The sequence below is a fragment of the Micromonospora sp. NPDC005686 genome, from assembly GCF_042871665.1.
Classification (GTDB): Bacteria; Actinomycetota; Actinomycetes; order Mycobacteriales; family Micromonosporaceae; genus Micromonospora.
The window spans coordinates 268,233-291,280 of sequence record NZ_JBIAIY010000002.1; the positions used below are offsets into that span (position 1 = coordinate 268,233).

Here is a 23,048-nt window from a genome sequence, read left to right on the forward strand (position 1 = left end):
CGGGCGGCCGGGGTGACCTTGATCAGCTTCGTCGTGCCGGCCTTCAAGGTGCAGGGCTACCTGCGGGAATGCCTCGACTCGATACTCGACCAGCCGTTCGGCGACATCGAGGTGATCGGCGTCGACGACGCCTCCCCGGACGACAGCGGCGAGATCCTGGCCGAGTACGCGCACCGCGACCCCCGGGTCCGCCCGGTGCGCCTCGCCGAGAACGTCGGGCTCGGTCCAGCCCGCAACATCGGGCTGGACCGGGCCGTCGGCGAGTACGTCTGGTTCGTCGACGGGGACGACTGGCTGGTGCCCGGCTGCCTGCCGCACGTCGCCGACCGGCTCCGCGACACCGCGCCGGACGTGCTGATCGTGGACCATGTCCGGGCGCACTGGAACAACGTCGGCACCCGCAGCGCGATGCGTGACGTGTTCCCGGTACCGCCGGGCGCGACGACGTTCGCGCTGCGGGACCGGCCGGAGGCCCTGAAGCTGCTGCACACCGCCTGGAACCGGGTGGTACGCCGGGAGTTCCTGAACGAGCGCGGCCTGCGTTTCGAGCCGGGCTGGTACGAGGACGTCTCGTTCAGCTATCCGGCGCTGATGGCGGCCGAGCGGATCGGCGTACTCGACCGGATCTGCCTGAACTACCGGCAGCGCCGCACCGGCGCGATCACCCGCACCCGGGGCGACCGGCACTTCGAGGTCTTCCCGCAGTGGCACCGGGTGTTCGGGCTGATGGACCGCTGGGAGGTGTCCGAGCTGCGGCCCGCGGTCTTCGAGCGGATGATCTGGCACTACCTCACGGTGCTCGGCAACGGCGACCGGATCGCACCCGAGCTGCGGGCCCCGTTCTTCGCCCAGATGCACGCCGACTACCAGCGGTTCCTGCCGGCCGAGGGCTACCCGGTCCCGCCCGGAGCGGAAGGGCTCAAGCACCGGCTGGTGGCGGCCGGCCGCTGGCGGACGTTCAGCGCGTTGCGCGAGGCGCACCAGGCGAGAGAGACGGCCCGGCGGACCGCGCGACTGGCCCGGCGACGGATCACGCCGGTGGTGCGGCGTACCGCCCGGCGGGCGCGTGACCTGGCGCTGGGCGAGTACTACCGGGCCGAGCTGCACCGGCCGATCGACCCGACGCTCGCCGTCTACGCGGCCTACTGGTACCGGGGCTACTCGTGCAATCCGGCGGCGATCTACGAGGCGGCCCGCCGGCTCGCGCCGCAGGTGCGCGGCGTGTGGATCGTCCGCCGGGACCGGGTGGCCGCGTTGCCGTCCGGTGTGGAGTACGTGGTTGCCGGCACCCGCGAGTACCACCGCGTGCTCGCCCGCGCCCGCTGGCTGGTCAACAACGTCAACTTCCCGGACTTCGTCCGCAAGCGGCCCGGATCCGTGCACGTGCAGACCCACCACGGCACGCCGGTCAAGGTGATGGGGCTGGACCAGCAGCGCTACCCGGTGGGCGCGGTGGGGATGAACTTCGCCGGCCTGCTGCGCCGCATCGACCGCTGGGACTACAGCATCACCTCGAACAGCTTCTCCACCCAGATGTGGGAGCGGGCGTACCCGGCGGACTACACCACGCTGGAGGTCGGCTACCCGCGTAACGACCGGCTGGCGCTGGCCACCGCCGAGGACCGCGGCCAGGTCCGCGCCGCGCTGGGCATCGCACCCGACGAGTACGTGGTGCTCTACGCGCCGACGCACCGGGAGCACCTGCCCGGGTGGCGGCCACCGTTCGACCCGGACCGGATGCTCGACGTCCTCGGGCCCCGGGGCCGGCTGCTGATGCGCAGCCACTACTTCCACGACCGGGAGCGGCATCCCCGAGGGCCGGCGGCGGACGGCGTGCTGGACGTGAGCGCGTACGACCGGGTGGAGGACCTCTACCTGGCGGCGGACGCGCTGGTCACCGACTATTCCTCGGCGATGTTCGACTACGCGGTGCTGGACCGGCCGATAGTGGTCTACGCGCCGGACTGGGACGCCTACCGGGTCGCCCGTGGCGTCTACTTCGACCTGCTGGCCGAGCCGCCCGGGGCGGTGGCGCTGGACTTCCCCGGCCTGCTCGACGTGTTCCGTTCCGGCGCTGTGGACGACGAGGCGGCCGAGCGGGCCCGGTCGGCGTTCCGGGCGCGGTTCTGCACGCTCGACGACGGGCACGCCGCCGAGCGTGTGGTCCGCCGGGTGTTCCTTGGCGAAACGCCGTAAAAGCGGTTACCGGCAGGTCACCTGACTACTGAGTCGGGTGAACGCCACTTAATAGGACTGTCACGGGCCGAACATGGCACGTTTACCCGATGTGCGAATCGGATGATCCTGGTCACAGTCATTCCGGGTTTGGGGCGAGGAACTGGGGAGGTGACGGTGGCCACCGTCGCGCTCAAGGATGTCACCAAGGTGTTCCCGGACGGAACAGTCGCGGTCGACACCATCAATCTGGACGTCAACGACGGCGAGTTCCTGGTGCTGCTCGGCCCTTCGGGCTGCGGCAAGTCGACGGTGCTGCGCATGGTCGCCGGGCTGGAGGATCCGTCCTCCGGCGCGATCCTGCTCGGCGGTGAACTCGCGAACGACCTGCCACCGCGCGACCGGAAGATCGCCATGGTCTTCCAGGACTTCGCGCTCTATCCGCACATGACTGTCGGCGACAACATCGGTTTCCCGCTGCGGCTCTCCGGCGTCGAACCGGCGCCGCGCGGCGAGCGGATCCAGGATGTGGCGAGCGCGCTCGGCATCGGCGACGTCCTCGGGCGCAAGCCCAGCCAGCTCTCCGGCGGCCAGCGGCAGCGGGTCGCCATGGGACGCGCGATAGTGCGCCGGCCCGGCCTGTTCCTGATGGACGAGCCACTGTCCAACCTGGACAGCGGACTGCGGGCCGAACTGCGGGCGGAGATCTCCGGCCTCACCCGCGAGCTGGGCGTCACCACCATCTACGTCACGCACGACCAGGCCGAGGCGCTGACCATGGCCGACCGGGTCGCCATCATGCGCAAGGGCGTGCTCCAGGACGTGGGCACCCCCACCCAGGTGTACGGGCGGCCGGCCACCCTCTACGTCGCCGCGTTCCTCGGCAGCCCGCGGATGAACCTGCTGGAGGCGTCGGTCTACGTCCACCTCGACCGGTACGTCACGCTGAATCTCGGTGAGCAGTCGCTCTACCTGCCCTGGGACGACATCCGGAGCCGGGCGGTGGCGCACTACCACGGTGAGCGGATCGTGGTCGGCATGCGCGCCGAGGCGCTCACCCCGGTCGCCCCGGACACCGCCGGCGACGTGCTGCACGGGCGCATCCGCTACCTGGAGCACCACGGCCACGAGTCGCTCGCGTTCCTGGACATCGGCGCCACCGCGATCGTGGTGGACGAGATGGGCACGCCGGCCGAGCAGGCCGCACCGGGTCAGCGCGGCCTGCGCCGGTTCAACCAGGTGATGCAGCGGCTCACCGGGCGGGCCCCGGAGACGCCGGCCCCCGCTCAGGAATCCGGCGGCGGCAACCGTACGAGCGTGCTGCCCGACCCGGGCCGCCACCACCGCCGTCCGGCGGAACTGGCGGTACGGCTGGCGCCGTACCCGCAGGTGTCGTCCGGGCACCCGCTCGCCGTGCAGGTGCGGATGGACGCGCTGCACTTCTTCGACGAGCGAGGCGACCGCATCGACGTCGGCTGGCGGTGAGCCGCCCGTCTCAGTCTCGGACGGGCGGGCGGCGGTACGAGCACCAGCCGACGAAGCGGGCGAACAGGTCGGCCGGGGCGGGCGCGTCGTGCGGGTTCAGCCGGTAGAGGTCGCGCGTGGCCTCGTACAGCAGCCCGCACAGATAGATCGACAGCCCGATCCGGTTGTCCTCGTACTCGCTGCGCAGCAGCAGACGGGCCGTCGGGCACGGCCACGGCTGCCCGCACGCCCGGCAGCACCACATCGGACGCAGCGGCGTGTGCGGGGTGGCGTGCGACGGGTACGGCCGGGGGCGATCGGGCGTCGGCCCGTCCGGCGGCTGCCCGAGCTGGTGGCTGATCACCGAGGCTCCTCGTGGTGGCCGCCACGCCGGCGCCGGTCCGGGTGACCGCCGTCGGCGGGCCGGTTGCCGGCGTCGCCTCCCCGCTGCTCCGGGACCGACCAGCGGCCACCGTTCGCCCGCCACTGCTGGGCCGGGGTGAGGTTGCCGACCCGGCCGGGACCCATCGTCGGGAGTGGACGGGTGGGTTGCCGCATCCACTCCGGCAGGTTGTCGCCCCGTACCCGGTGGGGCAGTGTCGGTGCCGACGCACCCCGGCAGCGGAACCAGCGCAGTCGCACGGCGCAACTCCTCTCGGTAGCGGGAACCGGACGAATTCGGCTCCACTGCGTGACAGTCTCGTCACCGCGCCGCTAGGGTCGGAAGGCGTTCCACCCCCACCTTCCTGGCCGTCTGACCGGCCGTCTTTCCGTGTGCAGCCGTGTGCAGAGGTGTGCAGATGATCCGTGTGCCGTTGTGGGAACTGTTCGCCGGTGAGCTGCGCCGGTTACGTACCGATGCGGGGCTGACCCAGGAGGCCCTCGGCGAGCGGGTGAGCTATTCGGCCTCGCCGGTGGCGGCCGTCGAGCAGTGCCGTCGCGCGCCGCGCGCCGAGTTCACCGAGCGCTGCGACGAGGTGTTGAACGGCGGCGGCCTGCTGGTGCGGATCCGGGACGCGCTGATGCAGGAGGCGCTGATGCCGTGGTTCCGCGAGTGGGTGAGCATCGAGCAGGAAGCGACGGCGTTGCGCAGTTACGAGCCACTGGTGGTGCCCGGATTGCTGCAGACCGAGGGGTACGCCCGCGCGCTCTACGAAGGGGCCGCGCAGTTCGTGGGCGAGGCTGTCGAACAGCAGGTGGCCGCCCGGCTGGCCCGGCAGGCGGTGCTGGACGGCCCGACGCCGCCGCAGTTCGTGGTGGTGCTCGACCACGCGGTGCTGGCTCGCCCGGTCGGCGGGCCGAAGGTGATGCGGGAGGAGTTGGAGCACCTGATCGAGATGGCACGGCGGCCCCGGGTGCACCTGCACCTGGTGCCGGAGACGGTCGGGGCCTATCCGGGGCTCAACGGCGCTTTCGTGCTCGCCACCCCGGCCGACGGCGACGACCTGGGCTACCTGGATAACCCGTTGCACGGCACAATCGTGGAGCGCACGGTGGACGTGAACTCACTGCGGCAGACGTGGGAGTCCATACGCGCGGAGGCGATGCCGCACGGTGCGACCCTGGCGGCGATTTCGGAGGCGGCGAAGCGATGGAGTTGACCGGCGCGATCTGGCGCAAGAGCACCCGCAGCAGCGGTAACGGCGGCAACTGCGTCGAGGTGGCGGACAATCTGCCCGGCGTGGTGGGGGTGCGGGACAGCAAGGACCGGCAGGGGCCGGCGCTGACGTTCACGCCGTCGAGCTGGGCGGCGTTCGTCGCGCACGCCAAGCGGGGCTAGACAGCGGCCGCCGTCACGGCGCGAACGGCCACTCCTCGAACGACAGGCACCGGCCGTCCTCGGCGAAGCGCATGATCCAGAGGTCGCGCCACTCCTGGTGGACGGGCTCGCCGTACCGGACCCGCACGCGTGCCACAGCGGTGTCGCCGTCGACAGCGACGACCTCCGCGGTCATCTCGAACGTCTCGTCGGGCCCGTCGCGCTCGCTGTCCCACATGCGGGTGATGGCGGGCAGGCCGACGACCGGATCCCGGTACGGCCCCTGCCGGTAGCTCGCGTCGGAGGTGAACATCGTGCCGAGCGCCGCCGTGCCCGGTGTGCGCCACGCCCGCTCGTACGCCGCGATCCAGGCGGCCACCTGAGTCCTGTCCATGGTCGCCAGCCTGCCATCCGCGCGTGTCCGGGTCTCCCAGATCGGCTGCCGGGGGTCGTCGTTGTGCACGACGACGTGGGCGTGCCCGGCCGGACGGGCCGTGGCGAAGTAGAGCCGCTGGGCGGGCAGGTAACGCTCGCGCCAGCGCCGTTCGACGTCGGCTCTCGTCGACACGCGGCTCTCGCGGATCACGGCACGATCCACCGTCGTGTCGAGCGCTGTCGACACGAAGACGCGCAGCTCCCACCGGTCGAGCAGTTCCGGGCGCAGGAGGAAGACGCCGTCGAACACCAGCACGGCGTCGGCGGGGGCGGTGGTGAGCGGCGGGGACAGCACCGCGTCGGTGGCGTGGTCGTAGACCGTGTGCCGGAAGCGCCGGTCGCCGCCCGGGCCGAGCGGGTCGAGCAGCACCCGGTTCAGCGACTGGTGATCGTGGGTGTCGACGTAGCAGCCCTCGGCCGAGAACTCGCCCCGCCGGTAGCGCCGATCCCGGGGGAAGAGGAAGTCGTCGACTGTCGCCCGGATGACGAACCGGCCGCGGGCGCGCAGGACGGCGGCCAGCTCGTCGGCAAGCGTGGTCTTGCCGGCGGCGGGCGGCCCGTCGACGGCGACCCGCGTCGGATGCGCCACGGTGACGGACCCGACCGCGTCGGCCAGGAAGCCGATCAGCTGGTCGCGGCGGGGATAAACGGATTGCCCCTGCGCCGGGCCAGGAGTTTGACTGCGGTCCATGCCGTCCCCCTCACCGGTCTTCGTCGCGGGCACGGGCCGTTCGGGCACATCGCGGATCGCCGACGTCATCGGCCAGCATCCGCTGATCCACCGGATCCCGATGGAGACCAAGTTCCTCGTCGAGCCCGGCGGTCTGCGGGACCTGGCCGACGCGCTCACCGACCGGTACGACCCGATGGTCGGCGAGGACGCGCTGCACCGGCTGAGCGACTTCCTCACCGTACGCGTGCCGGGGCGGCGTGACGACCGTGGCAAGACCGTGCCCGAGCTGGTCGGCGAGCGGCGCTACCGGGACGCCGTACACCAGCTATGGCCGCTGCTGATCGCGGACGCCTTCGAGGAGCCCGTGCCCGCGGAGGGCTTCGGGAACGGCGACCGGCCCGCCGGGCCGTTCGGGCCGGCCAGCCGACGACGGGTCGTCCCGAGGTACTTCCGTGACCGGGCCGAGTTGATCGCCGTCCTGCGCGGCCTGGTCGACACCCTGTTCGGTGGGGCGGCGGCCGACGCGGGCAAGCCGGCCTGGTGCGAGAAGACGCCGTTCAATCTCTTCGCCATGGACTTCCTCTGGGAGCTGGTTCCCGAGGCGACGATCGTGCACATCAAGCGCCACCCGGTCTCGGTGCTCGCCTCCCACCTGGCCCAGCCGTGGGCGCCGCCGACCGTTGACGGGGCGCTGGCCTACCTGCTGCCGGTCTACCGCAGGTGGCTGGCCTGGAAGGACGCGGCCGACCTGGCAGGGCGGCGCTACGTCGAGGTGAAGGCGGAGGATCTGGCGGCCGACTGGGCCGGGCAGCGGCGTGCCCTGTTCGCACGGCTCGGTGTCGAGGACTTCGTCACCCCGTCGACGTTCCAGGCGGACAAGCTCGCGCACCGCGACGAGCAGTTCGACGCCGGCACTCGTGCGTTCGTCGAGCGGGAGCTGAGCGAGGTCATCCCCGCCATGGGATACGAGTGACGGCCGAGCGACCTCAGCAGGAGCCGGCCCGGTCGATCGGGATCATCAGGGCGGCGCTCAGGGCGAGTCCCAGTACGGCGACGGCCAGCCACGGCCAGGGGTTCCGGACGTTGGGCCGGGTGCCGGCCCGGGCCACGACGACGGAGAGGACCACCGTCGCCGTCATCGCCACGACCAGCAGTACGAACGCGTTCCTTCCCGCCTGCGCCGAGGCGTAGGTGTCACCCGGACACGGTGCCGAGGGGGCCAGGAGCGGGATGCAACCGAGACAGCTCGCGACGACGAGCAGTGTGCCCAGCACGGTCACCAGAGTCGCTGCCGTCTTCGCCGCACGGGATCGCATCGACCGGACAGTAGGGCCCGAAGGTCTCGGCGGTGACACGACCGGGCAACAGCAAGACCAGCGCTCAGGCCCTGCGGCGCAGTTCGCGTAGCACGCCGTGCCGGCGCAGCGCCCACGCGAGCCGCCGCGCGCTCGGGTGCCGGATGAACAGCACCGCCGCCCGGCGGATCAGCCCGAACCGGTTGTCGCTCACCTGGTCGTCGACCGCCCGCCAGATCAGCTCGCGTACGCCGGCGCTGTCCAGCATCGCCCGTACCTCGTGGCGTACTCCGGGATCCTCGGCCGCGGAGGTCAGGGCGGTGACCTGCCCGGGCCGGTGGGCGAGCGGCTCCGTCGCCGCGGCGACGAGCGGCCGGCGTACGGTGTCCCGCTCCAGCAGCAGCAACACCGCCTCCCGGACCTCGGTGCTGTCGAGCCCGGACCGCAGCAGGCCCAGTGCGCTGCGCTCGACCTCGCGGTCGCGGTCCGGAAGGGACAGCGCGGCCAGCAGCACCGTCACCTCGTCGAGGTCGACGAGGTGACGCAGCCCGTCGCGGAACTCGGGCAGCGCCCAGGCCACCGTCAGGCCACGCGCGAGATCGCGGTTCATGGGCCACTCGCTACCCGGAGCCGGCGGCCACTGAAACGTCGTGCTGTCGTTGCCATGCCGCTTGGCTAGTGTTCTACTTAACCATAACAATCTGACGGAGGGTCACCAGGGTGATCAACTTTCATGTCGACCGGTCCAGCAGCGTCCCCGCGTACGCCCAGCTGGTGCGGCAGGTCCGTGAGGCGCTGCGGATCGGGACGCTGCGGCCCGGAGACCAGCTCCCCACCGTGCGCAGCGTGGTGACCGCGTGCACCGTCAACCCGACCACGGTGCTCAAGGCATACCGGGAGCTGGAACTGTCCGGCCTGGTGGAGGCGAGGCAGGGAGCGGGCACGTTCGTCAGCGGGACGCTCGGGCACGCCGATCCCCACGTCATGGCCCGCCTGCGCGGCAGCCTGGCCCGGTGGCTCGGCCAGGCCCGCGAGGCCGGTCTGGAGGACGAGGACGTCCAGGCGCTGCTCGCCTCGGTGATCGCGGCGAACGCGGCGCCCGCGAAGAGAGAGAACACGGAGGGCGCGGCGTGAGCGGCGAGCCGGTCGCCGTCGAGGCGCGTGACCTGAGTCGGCGCTACGGCGCGGTGTGGGCGCTGCGGGAGTGCTCGTTCGCGCTGCCCGCCAACCGGGTCGTCGCGCTGGTCGGCGCGAACGGCGCGGGCAAGTCGACGCTGCTGAGCATCATCGCCGGTACGCTGGCGGCCACCGGCGGCACGGTGTCGGTGCACGGACGGCCGGTGGTGCGGGGCGGGTCCGTCGACGGTGGCAGCCGGGTGGCGATCCTGGCTCAGGACAAGCCGCTCTACCGCGACTTCACCGTGTCGGACATGCTCCGCTTCGGCCGCTCGACGAACCGCGTGTGGGACCAGCGGCGGGCGCTGTCGTGGCTCGACCGCTTCGCCGTCCCGCTGGACCGGCGCTGCGGCAAGTTGTCCGGCGGGCAGCGGGCGCAGGTCGCGCTGGCGGTCGCGCTCGGCTCCCGCCCCGCGGTGCTGCTGCTGGACGAACCGCTCGCGAACCTGGATCCGCTGGCCCGCGTCGAGGTCACAGGCGAGTTGCTGGCGGAGGTCGCCGACGACGACATGACAGTCATGCTGTCGACCCACATCGTCGCCGAGCTGAGCGGCGTCGGTGACCACCTGCTGCTGCTCGACGCCGGTCGGCCCCTCCTCGCCGGCGACGTCGAGGAACTGCTCGACAGCCATGTCCGGCTGACCGGGCCCCGCGCCGACCAGCCACCCGGGCCGGGCACGATCGTCCAGGCGCAGCACACCGGCCGCCAGTCCACCTTCGTCCTCCGGCGGCCGGCGGCACCGGCGGCCCACGCCGTCGTGGCACCCGGCTGGACCGCCCAGCCCATCACCCTGGACGAGCTGATCCTGACCCACCTCAGAGCGTCGGCCGCCGCGCCGCACGAGCGGGAGGCAGCCGCATGAGCCCGGTCGGCCAACTGTCCGCACCCACGAACCGCCGCAGCGACCCCGGGTACGCCGGGGGCGTACGCGGTCTGCTCTGGCTGACCTGGCGTCAGCACCGCTGGACGGTGATCGGCACGCTGGTCCTGGCCGCGGTCCTGGTGGGCTGGATGACCTACCTGTCGGTGGAGCTGACGAGCCTGTGGCACCAGTGCCACGAGACGTTCTGCGCGGAGGAGTCGCCGCAGGGCCGACGGCTCGGCGGCTCCTCCAGCCTGGTCCTGACGCTGGCCGTGCTGTCGCAGGTGGTGCAGTGGATGCCGCTGCTGATCGGCGTGTTCGTCGGCGTCCCGGTGCTGACGAGGGAACACGAGCAGCGCACCCTGCTGCTGGCCTGGAGCCAGGATGTCTCCCCGCAGCGGTGGCTCTGGACCCGGCTGGCCCTGCTCGGCCTGTTCGTGGCAGCGGTGACCTCGGCCGTCGCCGGTGTCAGCGACCACCTGGAGCGACTCCAGGCCCGGGTCGCCCCGGTGAGCCTGTTCGAGTACGGGCCGTTCCTCAACACCGCGATGCTTCCGGCCGTGATCAGCCTCTGCTGGTTCGCGGTCGGCGTCGCGCTCGGCGCCGTGATCAAGCGCACGCTCCCGGCCGTGTTCGGCGTGGCCGTGGGCTTCGTCGGCCTGACCTATCTCGTCCGGTGGCGCTACCCCACGCTGATGGAGCCGTTGACCGCGCACCGCGTCATCGGCGGGCCGGGCGTGGGTGTGTTGCGCGACAACGCCCTGGTCGTCGAGGGCGGCATGATCGACTACGGGATCGACGGGCCGTCCGGCGCGTTCGACGCCTCCGGGCGTGAGCTCAGCGGGGTCGAGCTGCAACGCCTCTGCCCACCCGACAACGGCACCGGCCGGACGCTCGCCTGCTTCGTCGAGCACAACCTTCAGCAGCACCTCCAGTACCAGCCGGGCAGCCGGATCCCCGAGTTCCACCTGATCGTCGCCGGCGGCTATCTGGGCCTGACCGCGCTGGCGCTCCTGGTCGTCTGGTTGATCGTCCGCCGTACCGACCTCAGCGCGGGCTGACCAGGCAGCCGGCCTTGCCGGTGTTGTTACTGGCGAGTAGCGTTCGGGCATGACAATCGACTCTCGCCAGGTGGCGGCCGGCCTCCTCGACGCCGTGCCGTTCGCCCGCACGCTCGGGATCGAGTTCGTCGAGGTGGCGCCCGAGGCCGAGGGTGGCGTCCGCGTCGTGGCCCGGCTCCCCGACCTGCCGGCGCACCACAACCACCTCGGTGGCCCGCACGCCGGGGCCATGTTCACGCTGGGCGAGAGCGCCTCGGGCGCGGCCGTCCTGGCCGCCTTCGGGCAGGTGCTCGACCGGGCCGTACCCCTGCCGGTGACCGCATCGGTCCACTTCCGCAAGATCGCGATGGGGCCGGTGCTGGCGACCGCGCGGCTCGGCGGCGTCCCCGCCGAGGTGCTGGCCGAGCTGGACGCCGGCCGGCGGCCGGAGTTCCCGGTCGAGGTGGAGGTCCGCACCGAGGACGGCACGCTCACCTCGTCACTCACCGTGATCTGGACGTTGCGCCCGAATCGCTGAACGGGAGGGGTGTTTGCCCGGCGCGGGCTCTGGTTAGATTCAAGCGATGCTGGGCCTTCCCGCGCACGTGAGCGCTTGTCTCTTCGATCTGGACGGTGTGCTGACGCAGACCGCCAAGGTGCACAACGCCGCCTGGACGGAGACGTTCGACGCGTACCTGCGGCGACGGTCGGCCGAAACCGGCGAGCCGTTCCACCCGTTCGACAGCGGACCGGACTACAACCGGTACGTGGACGGCAGACCGCGCGCCGACGGAGTGCGCACATTCCTGGCCTCGCGTGGCATCACACTGCCCGAGGGATCGCCGGACGACCCGCCCGAGGCGGACACCGTCAACGGCCTCGGCAACCGTAAGAACGTCGTCCTGCTCCAGCGGATCGAGCACAACGGCGTCGAGGCGTACGAGGGTTCGGTGCGCTACCTGGAAGCGACCGTCGAGGCCGGGCTGCGCCGCGCGGTCGTCTCGGCCAGCGCCAACTGTGCCGCCGTGGTGCACGCCGCCGGGCTGGACCGCTGGCTGGAGGCACGGGTGGACGGCGTGGTCGCCCGCGCGAACGGGCTGCGCGGCAAACCGGATCCGGACACATTCCTGGAAGGCGCCCGGCTGCTCGGCGTCGAACCGGCGCGGGCCGCCGTCTTCGAGGACGCCCTCGCCGGGGTGGCCGCCGGACGGGCCGGCGGATTCGGATACGTCGTCGGCGTCGACCGGGTCGGCCAGGCCGACGAACTGCGCGCGCACGGCGCCGACGTGGTGGTCACCGACCTCGCCGAACTGCTCGCCGCGGAGCCGGCCGCGTGATCCGGGAACGGGCGTATCCGGTCGAGCCCTGGCACGTCCGGGAGATGCAGCTCGACATGGACGTGCTGGCCCAGTCCGAGTCGGTGTTCGCGCTCTCCAACGGCCACATCGGGCTGCGTGGCAACCTCGACGAGGGCGAGCCGCACGGGCTGCCCGGCACCTACCTGAACTCGTTCTACGAGCTGCGCCCGCTGCCGTACGCGGAGGCCGGCTTCGGTTTCCCCGAATCCGGGCAGACCATCGTCAACGTCACGAACGGCAAGCTGATCCGGCTGCTCGTGGACGACGAACCGCTCGACGTGCGCTACGGCGAACTGCTCGCCCACGAGCGGGTCCTCGACATGCGCGCCGGCACGCTCCAGCGGGACCTGCACTGGCGTTCCCCGGCCGGCCGCGAGGTCAAGGTCCGCACCACCCGGCTGGTGTCGTTCACCCAGCGCTCGGTGGCCGCCATCCACTACGAGGTCGAGGCGGTCGGCGGGCCGCTGCGGCTGATCCTCCAGTCCGAACTGGTCGCCAACGAGTCGCTGCCGCCGCAGAGCCGCGACCCCCGGGTGGCGGCCGTGCTGGAGTCGCCGTTGCAGGCCGAGGAGGAGCTGACCACCGACGACGGCGGGCAGCTCATCCACCGGACCAAGGTCAGCGGGCTGCGGGTCGCCGCCGCCATGGGCCACGACGTGACCGGGCCCGAGCGCACCACGATCGAGAGCGAGGGGTACGAGGACTGGGTCCGCACCACCATCGGCTGCGTGCTCAAGCCCGGCGAGACGCTGCGGGTGGTCAAGTACCTCACGTACGGGTGGTCCAGCCGCCGGTCCCTCCCGGCGCTGCGCGACCAGGTCGGCGCCGCGCTGGCCGGGGCCCGGCTCGACGGATGGGACGGGCTGCGCCGCGAGCAGCGGGAATACCTCGACACGTTCTGGGACGCCGCCGACGTGCGCGTCGAGGGCGACCCCGAGGTCCAGCAGGCCGTCCGGTTCGGCCTCTTCCACGTCCTCCAGGCCGGCGCCCGCGCGGAACGGCGGCCCATCTCGGCCAAGGGCCTCACCGGCCCGGGGTACGACGGCCACGCGTTCTGGGACACCGAGATGTTCGTGCTGCCGGTGCTCACGTACACCCAGCCGGGCGCCGTGCGCGACGCGTTGCAGTGGCGGTACGACACGCTGGCCCAGGCGCAGGAACGCGCCCGCACGCTGAACCTCGCCGGGGCGGCCTTCCCGTGGCGCACCATCGAGGGGGCGGAGTCGTCGGCGTACTGGCCGGCCGGGACCGCCGCGTTCCACATCGCCGCCGATGTCGCCGACGCGCTGCGCCGCTACGTGCTGGTGACCGGCGACGAGGCGCTGGAACGGGACATCGGGCTGGAACTGCTCGTCGAGACCGCCAGGCTGTGGCGCTCCCTCGGCCACCACGACCGCGCCGGACGGTTCCACATCGACGGCGTGACCGGCCCGGACGAGTACACCGCGGTGAAGAACGACAACGTCTACACCAACCTGATGGCGCAGCGGAACCTGCTGACCGCGGCGGACTGCGCGATGCGCTACCGGGACCAGGCGCTCGACCTCGGCGTCACCGAGGAGGAGGCCGCCGCCTGGCGGGACGCCGCGAACGACATGCACATCCCGTACGACGCGGAGACCGACGTCCACGAGCAGGTGGAGGGGTTCACCCGCTTCCAGGAGTGGGACTTCGAGCACACGCCGCCGGAGAAGTACCCGCTGCTGCTGCACTATCCGTACTTCGACCTCTATCGCAAGCAGGTCGTCAAGCAGGCCGACCTGGTGCTGGCCATGCACTGGCGGGGCGACGCGTTCAACGCCGCCGAGAAGCTGCGCAACTTCGTCTACTACGAGCGGCGCACCGTACGCGACTCGTCGCTGAGCGCCTGCACCCAGGCGGTGCTGGCGGCCGAGGTCGGCTACCTCGAACTGGCCCACCGCTACCTGCGCGAGGCCGCGTTGATGGACCTGCACGACCTCAACGAGAACACCCGCGACGGCGTGCACATGGCGTCCCTGGCCGGCGCCTGGATCGCGCTCGTGGCCGGCTTCGGCGGGCTGCGCGACCACGACGGGACGCTCTCCTTCGCACCCCGGCTCTCCAGCCGCCTCAGCCGCCTGGAGTTCTCGCTCCAGTGGCACGGGATGCGGCTACGCGTCGACGTCCGGCCGCACCAGACGACGTACTCGCTGCGCAACGGCGGGCCGGACACCATCGTGGAGCTGCGGCACCACGGCGAGCCGCTGCGGGTCACCTCCGCGCAGCCGGTCACCGTGCCGGTGCCGCCGGCGCACACGAAGGGGCCGCAGCCGGAGCAGCCGCCGGGTCGCGCGCCGCTGATGCACCTGCCGGAACGCGCGGACTGAGCGGCCCCGCCACCATCGGCGGGACCGCTCGGTACGCGTACCTCAGAACTGGCGGCCGTTCGACGGACGCCCGCCGGCGTCGCGCGGCGCCCTGGCCCGCGGGTCGTCGGCGGTACGCGCCGTCGCGGCGCGGTCCGCCCAGTCCGGCGAGCCCTTCAGCTCCTGCTCGCGGCGTTCCTGGTCGGTGCGTTCCTGTTCCCGGGACCTGTCCTGCTTCGCCATGACGATCCTCGCGATCGGTAGGGGTCCGTGGTCACCCCGCGCGTTCCCGCCCGGCGGCGGCTCAACCGTCAGCGCCCAGGGCTCAGGCGTCCAGGTGCTGGGCGAAGCTGCGGCGCAGGTGGTCCTTGGGGCGGGAGCCGACGATCGAGGCGACCACCTCGCCGTGCCGGAACACCAGCATGGTCGGCGCGGACATGATCCGGTGGTCGCGCGTGGCAACCGGGTTCTCGTCGGTGTTGACGGCGACGAAGCGCAGCGCGTCGCCGAACTCCTCGGCCAGCTCGGCCAGGTGCTTCGACACCACCCGGCACGGTGGGCACCATTCGGCCCAGAAGTCCACCACGACCGGCCGGTCGGCGGCCAGCACGGTGGCCGCGAAGGTCTCGTCGGTGACCGGCGTCAGCCGGCCGGTCCCCGTGTCCTGAGGCATGTTTCCTCCCGTTGGGCGATCGCGTGGGCGAGCTGGTCGTGCAGCCGGCGGCGAACGTCGCCGAGCCGGTCGAGGTAGTCGTCCACCTCGGCGAGCTTGCGCCGCAGCACCGCCACCGAATCGGGGCAGACGTCACCGGAGTCGTGCCCGGCGCGCAGACAGGCGACGAACGGCCGGATGTCGTCCAGGCCGAAGCCGATCGCCAGCAGGGACCGGATCTCTCGGACGACGCGCAGTTCCGCCTCGTCGTAGACCCGGTATCCGTTGGCGGACCGGTTCGGCCGGACCAGCCCGTGGGCCTCGTAGTAGCGCAGGGTGCGGGTGCTCGTACCGGCCCGCTGCGCCAGCTCCCCGATCCGCATCCGCCGCCCCCGTCCCTCTCTCTGCCGGTTGACGCTAAACCTTGCCGCCGACGTCAACGCAACCCCGCACTTGTGCGCCCTTGCCGGGCTCCCCGCCGGCCGTCCCCGTCGATCATGGGCGTGAGGTGCGGGGTCGGGGCAGCGCCCCGAGTCGGGTGATCATGAGGTTGGCGGGCGGGGGAAGCGCTTTCTGGGCCGTTAACTTCATGATCGTCGGGGTGGGGGGTATGCGGTGAGGGGAGAGCGGGGGGTGGAGGGAATGCGTGAGGTCTCGGTGCCTGTGGTCGACGGCGGGCTCGTGGGGGACGTGGTGGTGCCTGCCGGGGCGCAGGGGGTGGTGCTGTTCGCTCATGGGAGCGGCAGCTCCCGGCACAGCCCGCGCAACATGGCCGTCGGGCGCGCGCTCAACGAGCGCGGCCTCGCCACGATGCTCGTCGACCTGCTGACCGCCGACGAGGAGGCCCGGGACGAGGTCACCGCCGAACTGCGCTTCGACATCGGCATGCTGGCCGAGCGCCTGGCCGGGATCGTCGACTGGATGGGCGCCGACCCGGAGCTGGGGCGACTCCCGACCGGGCTGTTCGGCGCCAGCACCGGCGCCGCAGCCGCCCTGGTCGCCGCCGCGGCCCGGCCGGACCGGGTGGGCGCGGTGGTCTCCCGGGGCGGCCGGCCCGACCTGGCCGGCAGCTCACTGACCGGAGTACGCGCACCGACGCTGCTGCTCGTCGGCGGCCTGGACGAGCAGGTGATCGTGCTCAACGAGCAGGCCCGGGAGGTGCTCGGCGAGGTCGGGGAACTGCGCATCGTGCCCGGCGCCACGCACCTGTTCGAGGAGCCCGGCACGCTGGAGCAGGTGGCCGACCAGGCCGGCACCTGGTTCACCGCCCACCTGCGCCAGCCGCACCCCGCCTGACCCGCGGCCCGCCTGAGCGCACCTGGCCTGAGTGCAGGCCGTCAGCCTGCGGCTTCGACGGCCCGGTCCGGCCCGGAGGCGCTGCCGATCCCGGCGGCGCTACCGGTATCGGCAGCACTGTCGGTCCCCGCGGCGCGGCCGGTTTCGGCCCGGTGCCGCTGCACGGTGTCCAGCACCCGCCACAGCACCGCCGCGATCGGCACCGACACGAACGCCCCGGCGACTCCGGCGATCAGCGTGCCGGCGGTGACCACCACCAGGATGACCGCCGGGTGCAGCTGCACCTGCCGCCGCATCACGAGCGGTTCCAGCAGGTTGCCCTCGATCTGCTGGACGGCGATCACGGCGGCCAGGGTCAGCAGCGCGGTGGTGGGACCGTTCGCGGCCAGCGCGACGAGCACCGCCACCGCACCGGCCACCGTTGCGCCGATGATCGGCACGAACCCGCCGAGGAACGTGATCAGGGCGAGCGGCAGGGCCAGCGGCACGCGCAGCACGACCAAGGCCAGCCCGATGCCGATGGCGTCGATGGCCGCGATGACCATCGTGCCCCGGCTGTACGCGCCGAGCGTCCGCCAGCCGGCCCGTCCCGCGTCGGCGGTCAGCTCCCGGCGCGGGCCGGTCAGCCGGCGCAGCACCCAGCGCCACATCGAGCGGCCGTCCTTGAGCAGGAAGAACAGCAGCACCAGGGCGAGCAGCATCGCGCCCGCGACCTCGGCGACCTTGCGCGCACCGGCGACCGGGTCGGGCGCGCCGCTGCTCAGGCCCTCGCGGATCTGCTCCACGAGCCGGTCGAGCTGCTGGTCGGTGACCGGCAGGCTGGACGTGACGAAGTCCCGGGTGCGCTGCAACCCCTCGTCGAGCTGCTGGCTCAGCTCGCCGAACTGGCTCGCGGTGAGGTTCCAGACCAGGACACCGGCGCCACCCAGGATGCCGAGCAGCAACAGGATGCTCAGCAGCGCGGCGAGCCCGGCCGGCACCCGCAGCCGGCGCAGGCGTACCAGCACCGGGTCGAGCAGCGCGGCGAGGAAGAGCGTGCCGGCCAGCGCCACCGCGAGCGGCGCGAGCAGGACGGCGATCTGCCCGAGCAGCCACAGCCCGGCCGTCACGACCAGGAGGCAGGCGCTCCAGGTGACCGCCGTGCGTACCGGCCAGGGAAGTCCCGCCCAGGTCTGTCGCGGTCCGGCGGTCGGTGCCTGCCCGGTTATACCAGCGTCGTCGTCCACGTCGCCCTCCTCGATCGTGGCCGTTGGTACCCGGCAGGGATCGATCCGACACCAGGGCGGTAACCGCCCACCCGGTGTTTGTGCCCCCGGTCTCAGGGAAGGCATTCAACGTATCGAAGGGAGATCGGACATGGGTGACTTCATGGACAAGGCCAAGGACTTCGCGGACAAGCACGACAAGCAGGTCGACCAGGGCATCGAGAAGGCGGGCGACGCGGCCGACAAGCGTACGGGCGGCAAGCACGACGACCAGATCGACAAGGGCGTCGACATGGCGCAGCAGCGCACCGGCGACGGCGACACCGGTCGCTGACGTACACCCGCTTCGGCGCCGGAACACGACGGCGGGCCGGTCTCCGCAGGGGGAGACCGGCCCGCCGTTCGGATCGGGTCAGGAGCTGTAGCCGCGGCCGGCGATCCAGTCGGCCAGCTCGGTCACGTCCATCCAGTACGTCGGCGCGTCCGGCCGGGCCGGATCGGCGATGAGCACCCGGTCGCCGTCGCCCTCGTACCGCACGACGGTCACGTAGTGGCCGGCGTAGCTGTGCTCCACCCCGTCGACGTCCCGCGCGCCGCCCAGGATGTTCGCCACCACCGGCCGGTCGTCGTCCACAGCGGTACGGATGTCCGCGCGCAGGCGTTCGACCTGACCCGGGGTGGCCACGTCGTCGCGGATCTCGGTGGTCCGGTACTTGCCTCCGGTGTACTCGTTCAGCACCCGGGTGATGTCGATGGCCGAGTCGGTGCCGTTCTCGGTGGTGCCGAGCTTGGCGGCCAGCTCGTCCTGGCTCACGTCCCTGCCCTCGGCCGACAGCGCGATCCGGGTGGAGGCGGGACCGCAGTAGAAGAAGTTCGGCTGCGCCTGGTACTCGTAGTCGGCGGCACGGTCACCCTTGCCCTTGACCGGGGCGGCGTGGGCGGCGGCGGACGGACCGGCGACGGCACCGCCGGCCGCGGCCAGACCGGCGACGGACAGCACGCACTTACGGATGATCGGGTGCATGGTCGAGGCTCCATTCGGGGGTCGACGGCTCCGTGCGGGAGACGCGGCACCAGGGGTGGCGCTCGGCGTACGCAGAGTTCAACCGCCCTGCCGCGGCGGCCCATTTCCGGGCGTGACCGGGGCCACCGCGGAACCGGACAGACGCCTCAGCCGGGGAGGCTTCCCAGGAGCCCGGTCACCGCGATCTCGATGACGACCCGCTCCGGGTTCGGGCGCGGGGCGCGATACCGCTCGGCGTAGCGGCGCTCGGCCTCGGCCACCGACTCCGGGTCGCGGCGGAGCACCGCCCGGCCCTCCACTGTGAGCCACCACCGGCCGTCGACCTGGCACACCGCGACCGGGACGCCGTCCGGCCCGGCCGCCGCGACGTGCCGGGCCTTCGCCGAACCGGCGGAGGTGATCACCCGGGCCAGCCGGGCCGCCGCGTCGAAGGTCACCCCCACGGGTACGACGTGCGGGGTGCCGTCGGCACGGGGTGTGGTGAGCGTGGCGAGATGCCGGTCCGCGAAGAAGCGGGCCACCCGCTCGTCGCCCGGATCCAACCGGTGCCGTCCCGCCATGTCGTCTCCTCGTCGGCGTACCTGGGAAACCTCAGCGGCGGGGTGCCGGCGGCAACGTCTTCACCGGGGACTCCGCTGCGGCCCGCTGCTCGGCGCGGTGCTTGGCGACCAGCCGGCCCAGGTAGAACAACGCGCCCGCCAGGATGCCCATGTCGTCCAGGTAGATCGGGTCGGGCAGCAGGTCCACCGGCAGGATCGTGTAGATCAGCGCGCCGTAGAACGCGACCTTGCCGCCGGCGCCGAGCGCGCCGAGCATGCGGCGCGTGCGGACCACCCGGATGGCGAGCAGCACCACCCCGACCAGCATGGCCGCCACGACGACGGCGGCGAGCACGACGAGCACCCAGGTTTCACGGGACACGCCATCACGCTAGTCGAGCCGGGCCGGTGCCGCCCGCTGTCGTGGCACCGGCGGCACCGAACTCTCAGGCCGCGACCGCCGCCCGTCCCCGGGCCACCGGCGGCAGCTCGCGGGTGACCTCGACGCCCGCCGTCCCGCCCGGCAGTTCCCGGGTGGTCTCCGGCCCGGCGAACCCGACGATGGAGAGTTCCGCCTGCGGCTCGGCGACCGGATGCAGTGCGGCGAACACCTCGTCGCGCAGGCTCTGCGCCGCCGCCGCGGCCAGCTCGGCTGTCTGCCACGCGGCCTGCTCCCGCTGGGCGGTGGCCCGGTGCCGTGCCGCCAGGTTGTCCCGGACCAGCCGGCGCAGCAGCAGTTCCTGCTCGACCGGGTGCCGGGTCGGGTCCCAGCCGTTGCCGCCGAGGATGTCGCTGAGCTGCCGCACCGTGATCTCGTTGCGCCACTGGGCGTCCATCGCGGCACGGTGCAGCCAGCGCTCCCGATCCGCGTACTCGGCCGGGGTCCGGGCGGTGCGGGGCAGCGGCAGTGCCGCGGCGGCGGCCAGGCGCCGTACGTCGTCCTCCGCCGCCTGGTACGCCTGCCAGGCCGCCTCGGCCTCCTCCTGGGCGGTCAGCCACTCCGTCCGGCTGCGCTCCGCGGTAGCCGCCGCGCGGGATGCGGCCACCGCGACCTCGTCGGCGTACCGGTCCCGGTCCCGATCCTGTACGCGGGCCCGCTCGGCCTGTTCGATGCTGCTCGGCCGGGCGGCGTCGCTGATCCGGTCGACGATCTCCGAGCGGAACCGGGACGGGCGGACGATCAGCGCGGCCACCACTGTCGCGGCCACGGCGAGCAGGACCAGCCAGATCACGGCGGCCGTGGGCATGTCGGGCAGGACGGCGGAGAAGACGGTCTGCATCACCAGCACCTCAAGGTGGAACGTAGGACGGTAAAGGTTGTGGCCCGGACGTCCGGGCGGTGCGCGTCGTGGACGGCCAGGCGACGGGACGCGGCGCGGGCCAGTGGGCCGCGCCGGGGCGTACCGGAAAGGTGGCCGGTCAGGCGCGCGGCGGACCGCGGCGGGCGATGGCGGCCCGGGCCGGGTCGGCGACGGCGACGGCCTGGACGCCGGCGACGCGCCCGGCGGAGGTGGATTCGGCGACGGCCGCGGCGACGGCTGCCGGACCGGTCGTGGTCCGCGGCGCGGCGTCGGTGGCGGTGCCGTCAGCCGCCGCGAGACCGGCGGGACAGACCGTCGCGGCGCCGGTCGTGACCGCGTGCCGGGTTGCGACGTGCTCGATCGCGGCGGCGTGCTTGGCCACTGCGGCGTGCTCGGCCACTGCGGCGTGTGCGACCGCGGCGTGGGCGGGTGTGGCGGCGATGCCCTGAAGGCCGGCGATCAGCACCAGGCCGGCCACCGCCGTGCGGGCGATCCGGCGCAGCGTCGCCGTCCAGGTGGACGGGGCGAACGCTACGGGCAGCACCAATTCAACCTATCGGTCGGCGGACGATCTTGCAGCTCAAAGATCTTGCGGGTTACGTGAGCCACCACACGAGTCGGTGTGGACGGACCTCACTCGGGCCCGACGCGAGACGGCGCGACACCCCGGCGGGGGTGCCGCGCCGTCTCGTGGATGCCGGGATCAGTTGCCGCCGAGCACCGGCGGCGGGGCGGCGTCACCGTCGCCCCAGACCATCTCGTCCTCGGTGAGCCAGGTCAGCCGGCCGTCGGACTCGTCGTCGCCATGGCCTCCGCGCCCGCCCAGGACGCCACCGCGGCCGGCCATCGCGGGCCGCCCGTTGGTGCCGCCGACGCGCTCGGGGGACTTGCTCCCGCCGTCGACCACAAGGCCGCGGCCGGAGGTGAGCCGACCCGCGCCGGCTGCCGAGCGGTTCTCCGCGCCGGGCATGCCGCCGAAGCGGGCCGAGGACGCCGAGTTGGGGGCTGTGCCCGCGAGCGCGCCGGTGCTCAGCACTCCAGGGGCGCCGTAGAGCGCGCCGCCTCCGGGGCCACCGGCGGTCATCGTCGCCGGGCCGCCGCCACCGGGGCCGAAGCCCGGGCCACCGCCGACAGGCGGACCGCCGGGGGCGCCGGTCAGCGGAGTGGCGCCGGCCAGCGAGGTGCCGCCCGGGTCGACCGTCCCGGTGCTCGGCACCGGAACCGGAGTGCCGGTGCCGGGCTGGCCGCCCGGAGTGCCCGTACCCGGAGTGCCAGTACCGGGCGTGCCGCCGGTCGGGGCCGTGTGGTGCACGCCCGAGGTGGTCGCGGTGGCGTTCGCCCCCGGACCGAAGCTGCCCAGGCTCGGGCCGGACGACGGCGTCTTCACCGACGGGCCGTTCTGCAGCGTGGGGTCACCGTTGCCGGTGTGCCCGGGCAGCTCGGCCTCGGGCGGCTCCGGCACCACGATCCGGCTGTACGCCGAGAAGTCGTAGCCCTCGGCGAGCTTCGCCACGACCTGCACCATCCGCTGGTGTGCCTTCTCCTGCTCGGCCTTGTCCTGCTGGTGGCCGACGATCCCGCCGATCACCGCGCCGGCCGCGCCGCCGAGTAGGAGGCCCTTGCCGGCGCCGGAGAGCAGCTTGTCGTTGTCGTCGGTCTTCTCCGGGCTCTCCGCCTTGATCTGCGCGGCCCGCAGTTCGCTGGACATCATGTCGAGGCCCTGCCGGATGCCCGTCATGCCCTCGGCGAGGCTGCCCGAGTAGCTCACGACCATGCCCAGCCGGCGGTGGAACTCCCGCGCGGCGTCGCCGGACCAGGTCTTCGTCAGCGCTTCCAGGTCGGCGGTCAGATCGCGGCCGAGGTCGTCGAGCGTGCCCTTCAGGGAGGTCCACTGGGCGCTCAGCGCCTCGATCTGCTTCGGGTCGCCCGCCTTGACGTCCTGGTAGAGCTCCTCGTGGCTGACGTGCTCGTAGCGCCGGGTGTACTCAGACACGCGGGTCCTCCTTCGGCTGCTTCATCGCATTGTCGAGCCCGGAGAGGGCGGCGGCGATGTCGGCCGCGGCGGCGGCGTTGCGGGCCTCGGCGGTCTTGTAGTTCGTCATGATCTTCTGGGTCGCCTCGCGGGCGGCCAGGATCGCCCGGTGCAGCCGGTCGACGTGGTTGACGTAGCTCTGGTGCGTCTCGGAGTAGCGACGCGCGTTGTCGGCCGCGTCCGTGAACGTGCCGAGGGCCGGCGGGCGGCACTGCATCTGGGTGTTGAGCTTGCGTAACACCGACTCCGCCTGGTCCAGGCGCCGCTCGAGCCGCTGGTGGAAGTCCTCCAAGGACAGTACGTCTACTGTCGTGCGCCCCGTCATGGCTGCATCCCCGTAGTCCTCGTCGATAACCGTACGCCGTACTCAGGTTAGTCGAAGCGGGCCAACCCGGGCGACCCGTGACGCGGATCCTCCACTTCGGATGAGAAGA

29 protein-coding genes and 1 pseudogene are annotated in these 23,048 nt (G+C 72.6%); 13 read left to right on the plus strand and 17 right to left on the minus strand.

What is annotated here, in order from left to right:
* Positions 1-12 precede the first annotated feature (12 nt).
* Together ACFYON_RS05245 and ACFYON_RS05250 are read left to right on the plus strand one after the other, a co-directional pair.
* Positions 13-2,196 (plus strand): CDP-glycerol glycerophosphotransferase family protein, encoded by a 2,184-nt coding sequence (locus ACFYON_RS05245; protein ID WP_387188830.1) that lies wholly within the window; start codon positions 13-15, stop codon positions 2,194-2,196.
* 156 nt (positions 2,197-2,352) lie between these two features.
* Entirely contained in the window at positions 2,353-3,660 is a 1,308-nt protein-coding gene (locus ACFYON_RS05250) for an ABC transporter ATP-binding protein (RefSeq protein WP_354868445.1), read from the plus strand.
* Between the two features lie 10 nt (positions 3,661-3,670).
* Here ACFYON_RS05250 and ACFYON_RS05255 read toward each other — a convergent pair whose 3' ends face one another.
* Entirely contained in the window at positions 3,671-4,003 is a 333-nt protein-coding gene (locus ACFYON_RS05255; protein WP_354868130.1) for a hypothetical protein, read from the minus strand.
* Entirely contained in the window at positions 4,000-4,281 is a 282-nt protein-coding gene (locus ACFYON_RS05260) for a hypothetical protein (RefSeq protein WP_354868133.1), read from the minus strand. Before ACFYON_RS05260 ends, ACFYON_RS05255 begins: the two co-directional genes overlap by 4 nt.
* Before the next feature lie 158 nt (positions 4,282-4,439).
* On the opposite strand from ACFYON_RS05260, the gene ACFYON_RS05265 reads away from it, so the two are divergent.
* Together ACFYON_RS05265 and ACFYON_RS05270 are read left to right on the plus strand one after the other, a co-directional pair.
* Positions 4,440-5,240, plus strand: a complete 801-nt coding sequence (locus ACFYON_RS05265) for a helix-turn-helix transcriptional regulator (protein ID WP_354868135.1) — start codon at positions 4,440-4,442, stop codon at positions 5,238-5,240.
* Complete coding sequence (locus ACFYON_RS05270; RefSeq protein ID WP_354868137.1) at positions 5,231-5,419, plus strand: DUF397 domain-containing protein; 189 nt, start codon at positions 5,231-5,233, stop codon at positions 5,417-5,419. The genes ACFYON_RS05265 and ACFYON_RS05270 overlap by 10 nt, the downstream gene beginning before the upstream one ends.
* 13 nt (positions 5,420-5,432) lie before the next feature.
* Here ACFYON_RS05270 and ACFYON_RS05275 read toward each other — a convergent pair whose 3' ends face one another.
* The gene (locus tag ACFYON_RS05275; protein WP_354868447.1) at positions 5,433-5,792 is read right to left on the minus strand and encodes a nuclear transport factor 2 family protein; all 360 of its coding nucleotides are present in this window, start codon (positions 5,790-5,792) and stop codon (positions 5,433-5,435) included.
* Positions 5,793-5,813: 21 nt separating this feature from the next.
* Positions 5,814-6,524: pseudogene (locus ACFYON_RS05280) on the minus strand (hypothetical protein); the annotation flags it as partial.
* Here ACFYON_RS05280 and ACFYON_RS05285 point away from each other — a divergent pair.
* On the plus strand, positions 6,523-7,479 hold the full coding sequence (locus ACFYON_RS05285; RefSeq protein ID WP_354868139.1) for a sulfotransferase: 957 nt from the start codon (positions 6,523-6,525) through the stop codon (positions 7,477-7,479). The pseudogene ACFYON_RS05280 and the gene ACFYON_RS05285 sit on opposite strands and share 2 nt — an antisense overlap.
* A 13-nt stretch (positions 7,480-7,492) precedes the next feature.
* Here the strand turns inward: ACFYON_RS05285 and ACFYON_RS05290 are convergent, their stop codons facing one another.
* Together ACFYON_RS05290 and ACFYON_RS05295 are read right to left on the minus strand one after the other, a co-directional pair.
* On the minus strand, positions 7,493-7,822 hold the full coding sequence (locus tag ACFYON_RS05290) for a hypothetical protein (RefSeq protein WP_354868141.1): 330 nt from the start codon (positions 7,820-7,822) through the stop codon (positions 7,493-7,495).
* A 64-nt stretch (positions 7,823-7,886) separates the two neighbouring features.
* On the minus strand, positions 7,887-8,411 hold the full coding sequence (locus tag ACFYON_RS05295; RefSeq protein ID WP_354868143.1) for a hypothetical protein: 525 nt from the start codon (positions 8,409-8,411) through the stop codon (positions 7,887-7,889).
* A gap of 110 nt (positions 8,412-8,521) precedes the next feature.
* Between ACFYON_RS05295 and ACFYON_RS05300 the strand changes: the two genes are divergently transcribed.
* Genes ACFYON_RS05300 through ACFYON_RS05325 form a run of 6 tightly spaced genes read left to right on the plus strand, consistent with a single transcriptional unit; the run spans position 8,522 to position 14,586 of the window.
* Entirely contained in the window at positions 8,522-8,935 is a 414-nt protein-coding gene (locus ACFYON_RS05300) for a GntR family transcriptional regulator (protein WP_354868145.1), read from the plus strand.
* Entirely contained in the window at positions 8,932-9,840 is a 909-nt protein-coding gene (locus ACFYON_RS05305) for an ABC transporter ATP-binding protein (protein ID WP_354868147.1), read from the plus strand. The genes ACFYON_RS05300 and ACFYON_RS05305 overlap by 4 nt, the downstream gene beginning before the upstream one ends.
* The gene (locus tag ACFYON_RS05310) at positions 9,837-10,901 is read left to right on the plus strand and encodes an ABC transporter permease (RefSeq protein WP_354868149.1); all 1,065 of its coding nucleotides are present in this window, start codon (positions 9,837-9,839) and stop codon (positions 10,899-10,901) included. Before ACFYON_RS05305 ends, ACFYON_RS05310 begins: the two co-directional genes overlap by 4 nt.
* A gap of 49 nt (positions 10,902-10,950) precedes the next feature.
* Positions 10,951-11,418, plus strand: a complete 468-nt coding sequence (locus ACFYON_RS05315) for a DUF4442 domain-containing protein (RefSeq protein ID WP_387188828.1) — start codon at positions 10,951-10,953, stop codon at positions 11,416-11,418.
* Positions 11,419-11,464: 46 nt separating this feature from the next.
* Entirely contained in the window at positions 11,465-12,217 is a 753-nt protein-coding gene (locus ACFYON_RS05320) for a beta-phosphoglucomutase family hydrolase (protein ID WP_357707134.1), read from the plus strand.
* The gene (locus tag ACFYON_RS05325) at positions 12,214-14,586 is read left to right on the plus strand and encodes a glycoside hydrolase family 65 protein (protein ID WP_387320606.1); all 2,373 of its coding nucleotides are present in this window, start codon (positions 12,214-12,216) and stop codon (positions 14,584-14,586) included. Before ACFYON_RS05320 ends, ACFYON_RS05325 begins: the two co-directional genes overlap by 4 nt.
* 42 nt (positions 14,587-14,628) lie before the next feature.
* On the opposite strand, the gene ACFYON_RS05330 is transcribed toward ACFYON_RS05325, so the two are convergent.
* The 3 genes from ACFYON_RS05330 to ACFYON_RS05340 all read right to left on the minus strand — a co-directional run bounded on the left by ACFYON_RS05330 (position 14,629) and on the right by ACFYON_RS05340 (position 15,600).
* Positions 14,629-14,808, minus strand: coding sequence for a hypothetical protein (locus tag ACFYON_RS05330; RefSeq protein ID WP_357707138.1), 180 nt, complete (start codon positions 14,806-14,808; stop codon positions 14,629-14,631).
* Positions 14,809-14,890: 82 nt separating this feature from the next.
* Positions 14,891-15,238: a thioredoxin domain-containing protein gene (locus ACFYON_RS05335; RefSeq protein WP_354868160.1), complete on the minus strand. Its 348-nt coding sequence runs from the start codon at positions 15,236-15,238 to the stop codon at positions 14,891-14,893.
* Positions 15,208-15,600, minus strand: a complete 393-nt coding sequence (locus ACFYON_RS05340) for a MerR family transcriptional regulator (RefSeq protein ID WP_349879300.1) — start codon at positions 15,598-15,600, stop codon at positions 15,208-15,210. The genes ACFYON_RS05335 and ACFYON_RS05340 overlap by 31 nt, the downstream gene beginning before the upstream one ends.
* Positions 15,601-15,850: 250 nt before the next feature.
* On the opposite strand from ACFYON_RS05340, the gene ACFYON_RS05345 reads away from it, so the two are divergent.
* Complete coding sequence (locus ACFYON_RS05345) at positions 15,851-16,513, plus strand: dienelactone hydrolase family protein (RefSeq protein WP_387188826.1); 663 nt, start codon at positions 15,851-15,853, stop codon at positions 16,511-16,513.
* Positions 16,514-16,554: 41 nt separating this feature from the next.
* Here ACFYON_RS05345 and ACFYON_RS05350 read toward each other — a convergent pair whose 3' ends face one another.
* Positions 16,555-17,739 carry an AI-2E family transporter gene (locus tag ACFYON_RS05350; protein ID WP_387188825.1) on the minus strand — a complete coding sequence of 395 codons (1,185 nt, stop codon included), beginning with the start codon at positions 17,737-17,739 and terminating at the stop codon, positions 16,555-16,557.
* A 130-nt stretch (positions 17,740-17,869) separates the two neighbouring features.
* Here ACFYON_RS05350 and ACFYON_RS05355 point away from each other — a divergent pair, with 130 nt between their 5' ends.
* Complete coding sequence (locus ACFYON_RS05355) at positions 17,870-18,052, plus strand: antitoxin (protein ID WP_354868166.1); 183 nt, start codon at positions 17,870-17,872, stop codon at positions 18,050-18,052.
* Positions 18,053-18,130: 78 nt separating this feature from the next.
* Here the strand turns inward: ACFYON_RS05355 and ACFYON_RS05360 are convergent, their stop codons facing one another.
* From ACFYON_RS05360 to ACFYON_RS05390, 7 genes are all read right to left on the minus strand, one after another.
* Positions 18,131-18,742, minus strand: a complete 612-nt coding sequence (locus ACFYON_RS05360) for a C39 family peptidase (RefSeq protein WP_387188824.1) — start codon at positions 18,740-18,742, stop codon at positions 18,131-18,133.
* A gap of 146 nt (positions 18,743-18,888) precedes the next feature.
* On the minus strand, positions 18,889-19,302 hold the full coding sequence (locus ACFYON_RS05365; RefSeq protein WP_354868171.1) for a TIGR03618 family F420-dependent PPOX class oxidoreductase: 414 nt from the start codon (positions 19,300-19,302) through the stop codon (positions 18,889-18,891).
* Between the two features lie 31 nt (positions 19,303-19,333).
* A complete protein-coding gene (locus ACFYON_RS05370) occupies positions 19,334-19,663 on the minus strand; it encodes a hypothetical protein (protein ID WP_387188823.1) in 330 nt (109 codons plus the stop codon).
* Positions 19,664-19,727: 64 nt separating this feature from the next.
* Positions 19,728-20,561, minus strand: a complete 834-nt coding sequence (locus ACFYON_RS05375; protein WP_387188821.1) for a hypothetical protein — start codon at positions 20,559-20,561, stop codon at positions 19,728-19,730.
* Between the two features lie 139 nt (positions 20,562-20,700).
* Complete coding sequence (locus ACFYON_RS05380; protein ID WP_387187669.1) at positions 20,701-21,126, minus strand: hypothetical protein; 426 nt, start codon at positions 21,124-21,126, stop codon at positions 20,701-20,703.
* Between the two features lie 159 nt (positions 21,127-21,285).
* A complete protein-coding gene (locus tag ACFYON_RS05385) occupies positions 21,286-22,575 on the minus strand; it encodes a WXG100 family type VII secretion target (protein ID WP_387187666.1) in 1,290 nt (429 codons plus the stop codon).
* Positions 22,568-22,939, minus strand: coding sequence for a hypothetical protein (locus ACFYON_RS05390; protein WP_354868186.1), 372 nt, complete (start codon positions 22,937-22,939; stop codon positions 22,568-22,570). The genes ACFYON_RS05385 and ACFYON_RS05390 overlap by 8 nt, the downstream gene beginning before the upstream one ends.
* Between the last annotated feature and the right edge of the window lie 109 nt (positions 22,940-23,048).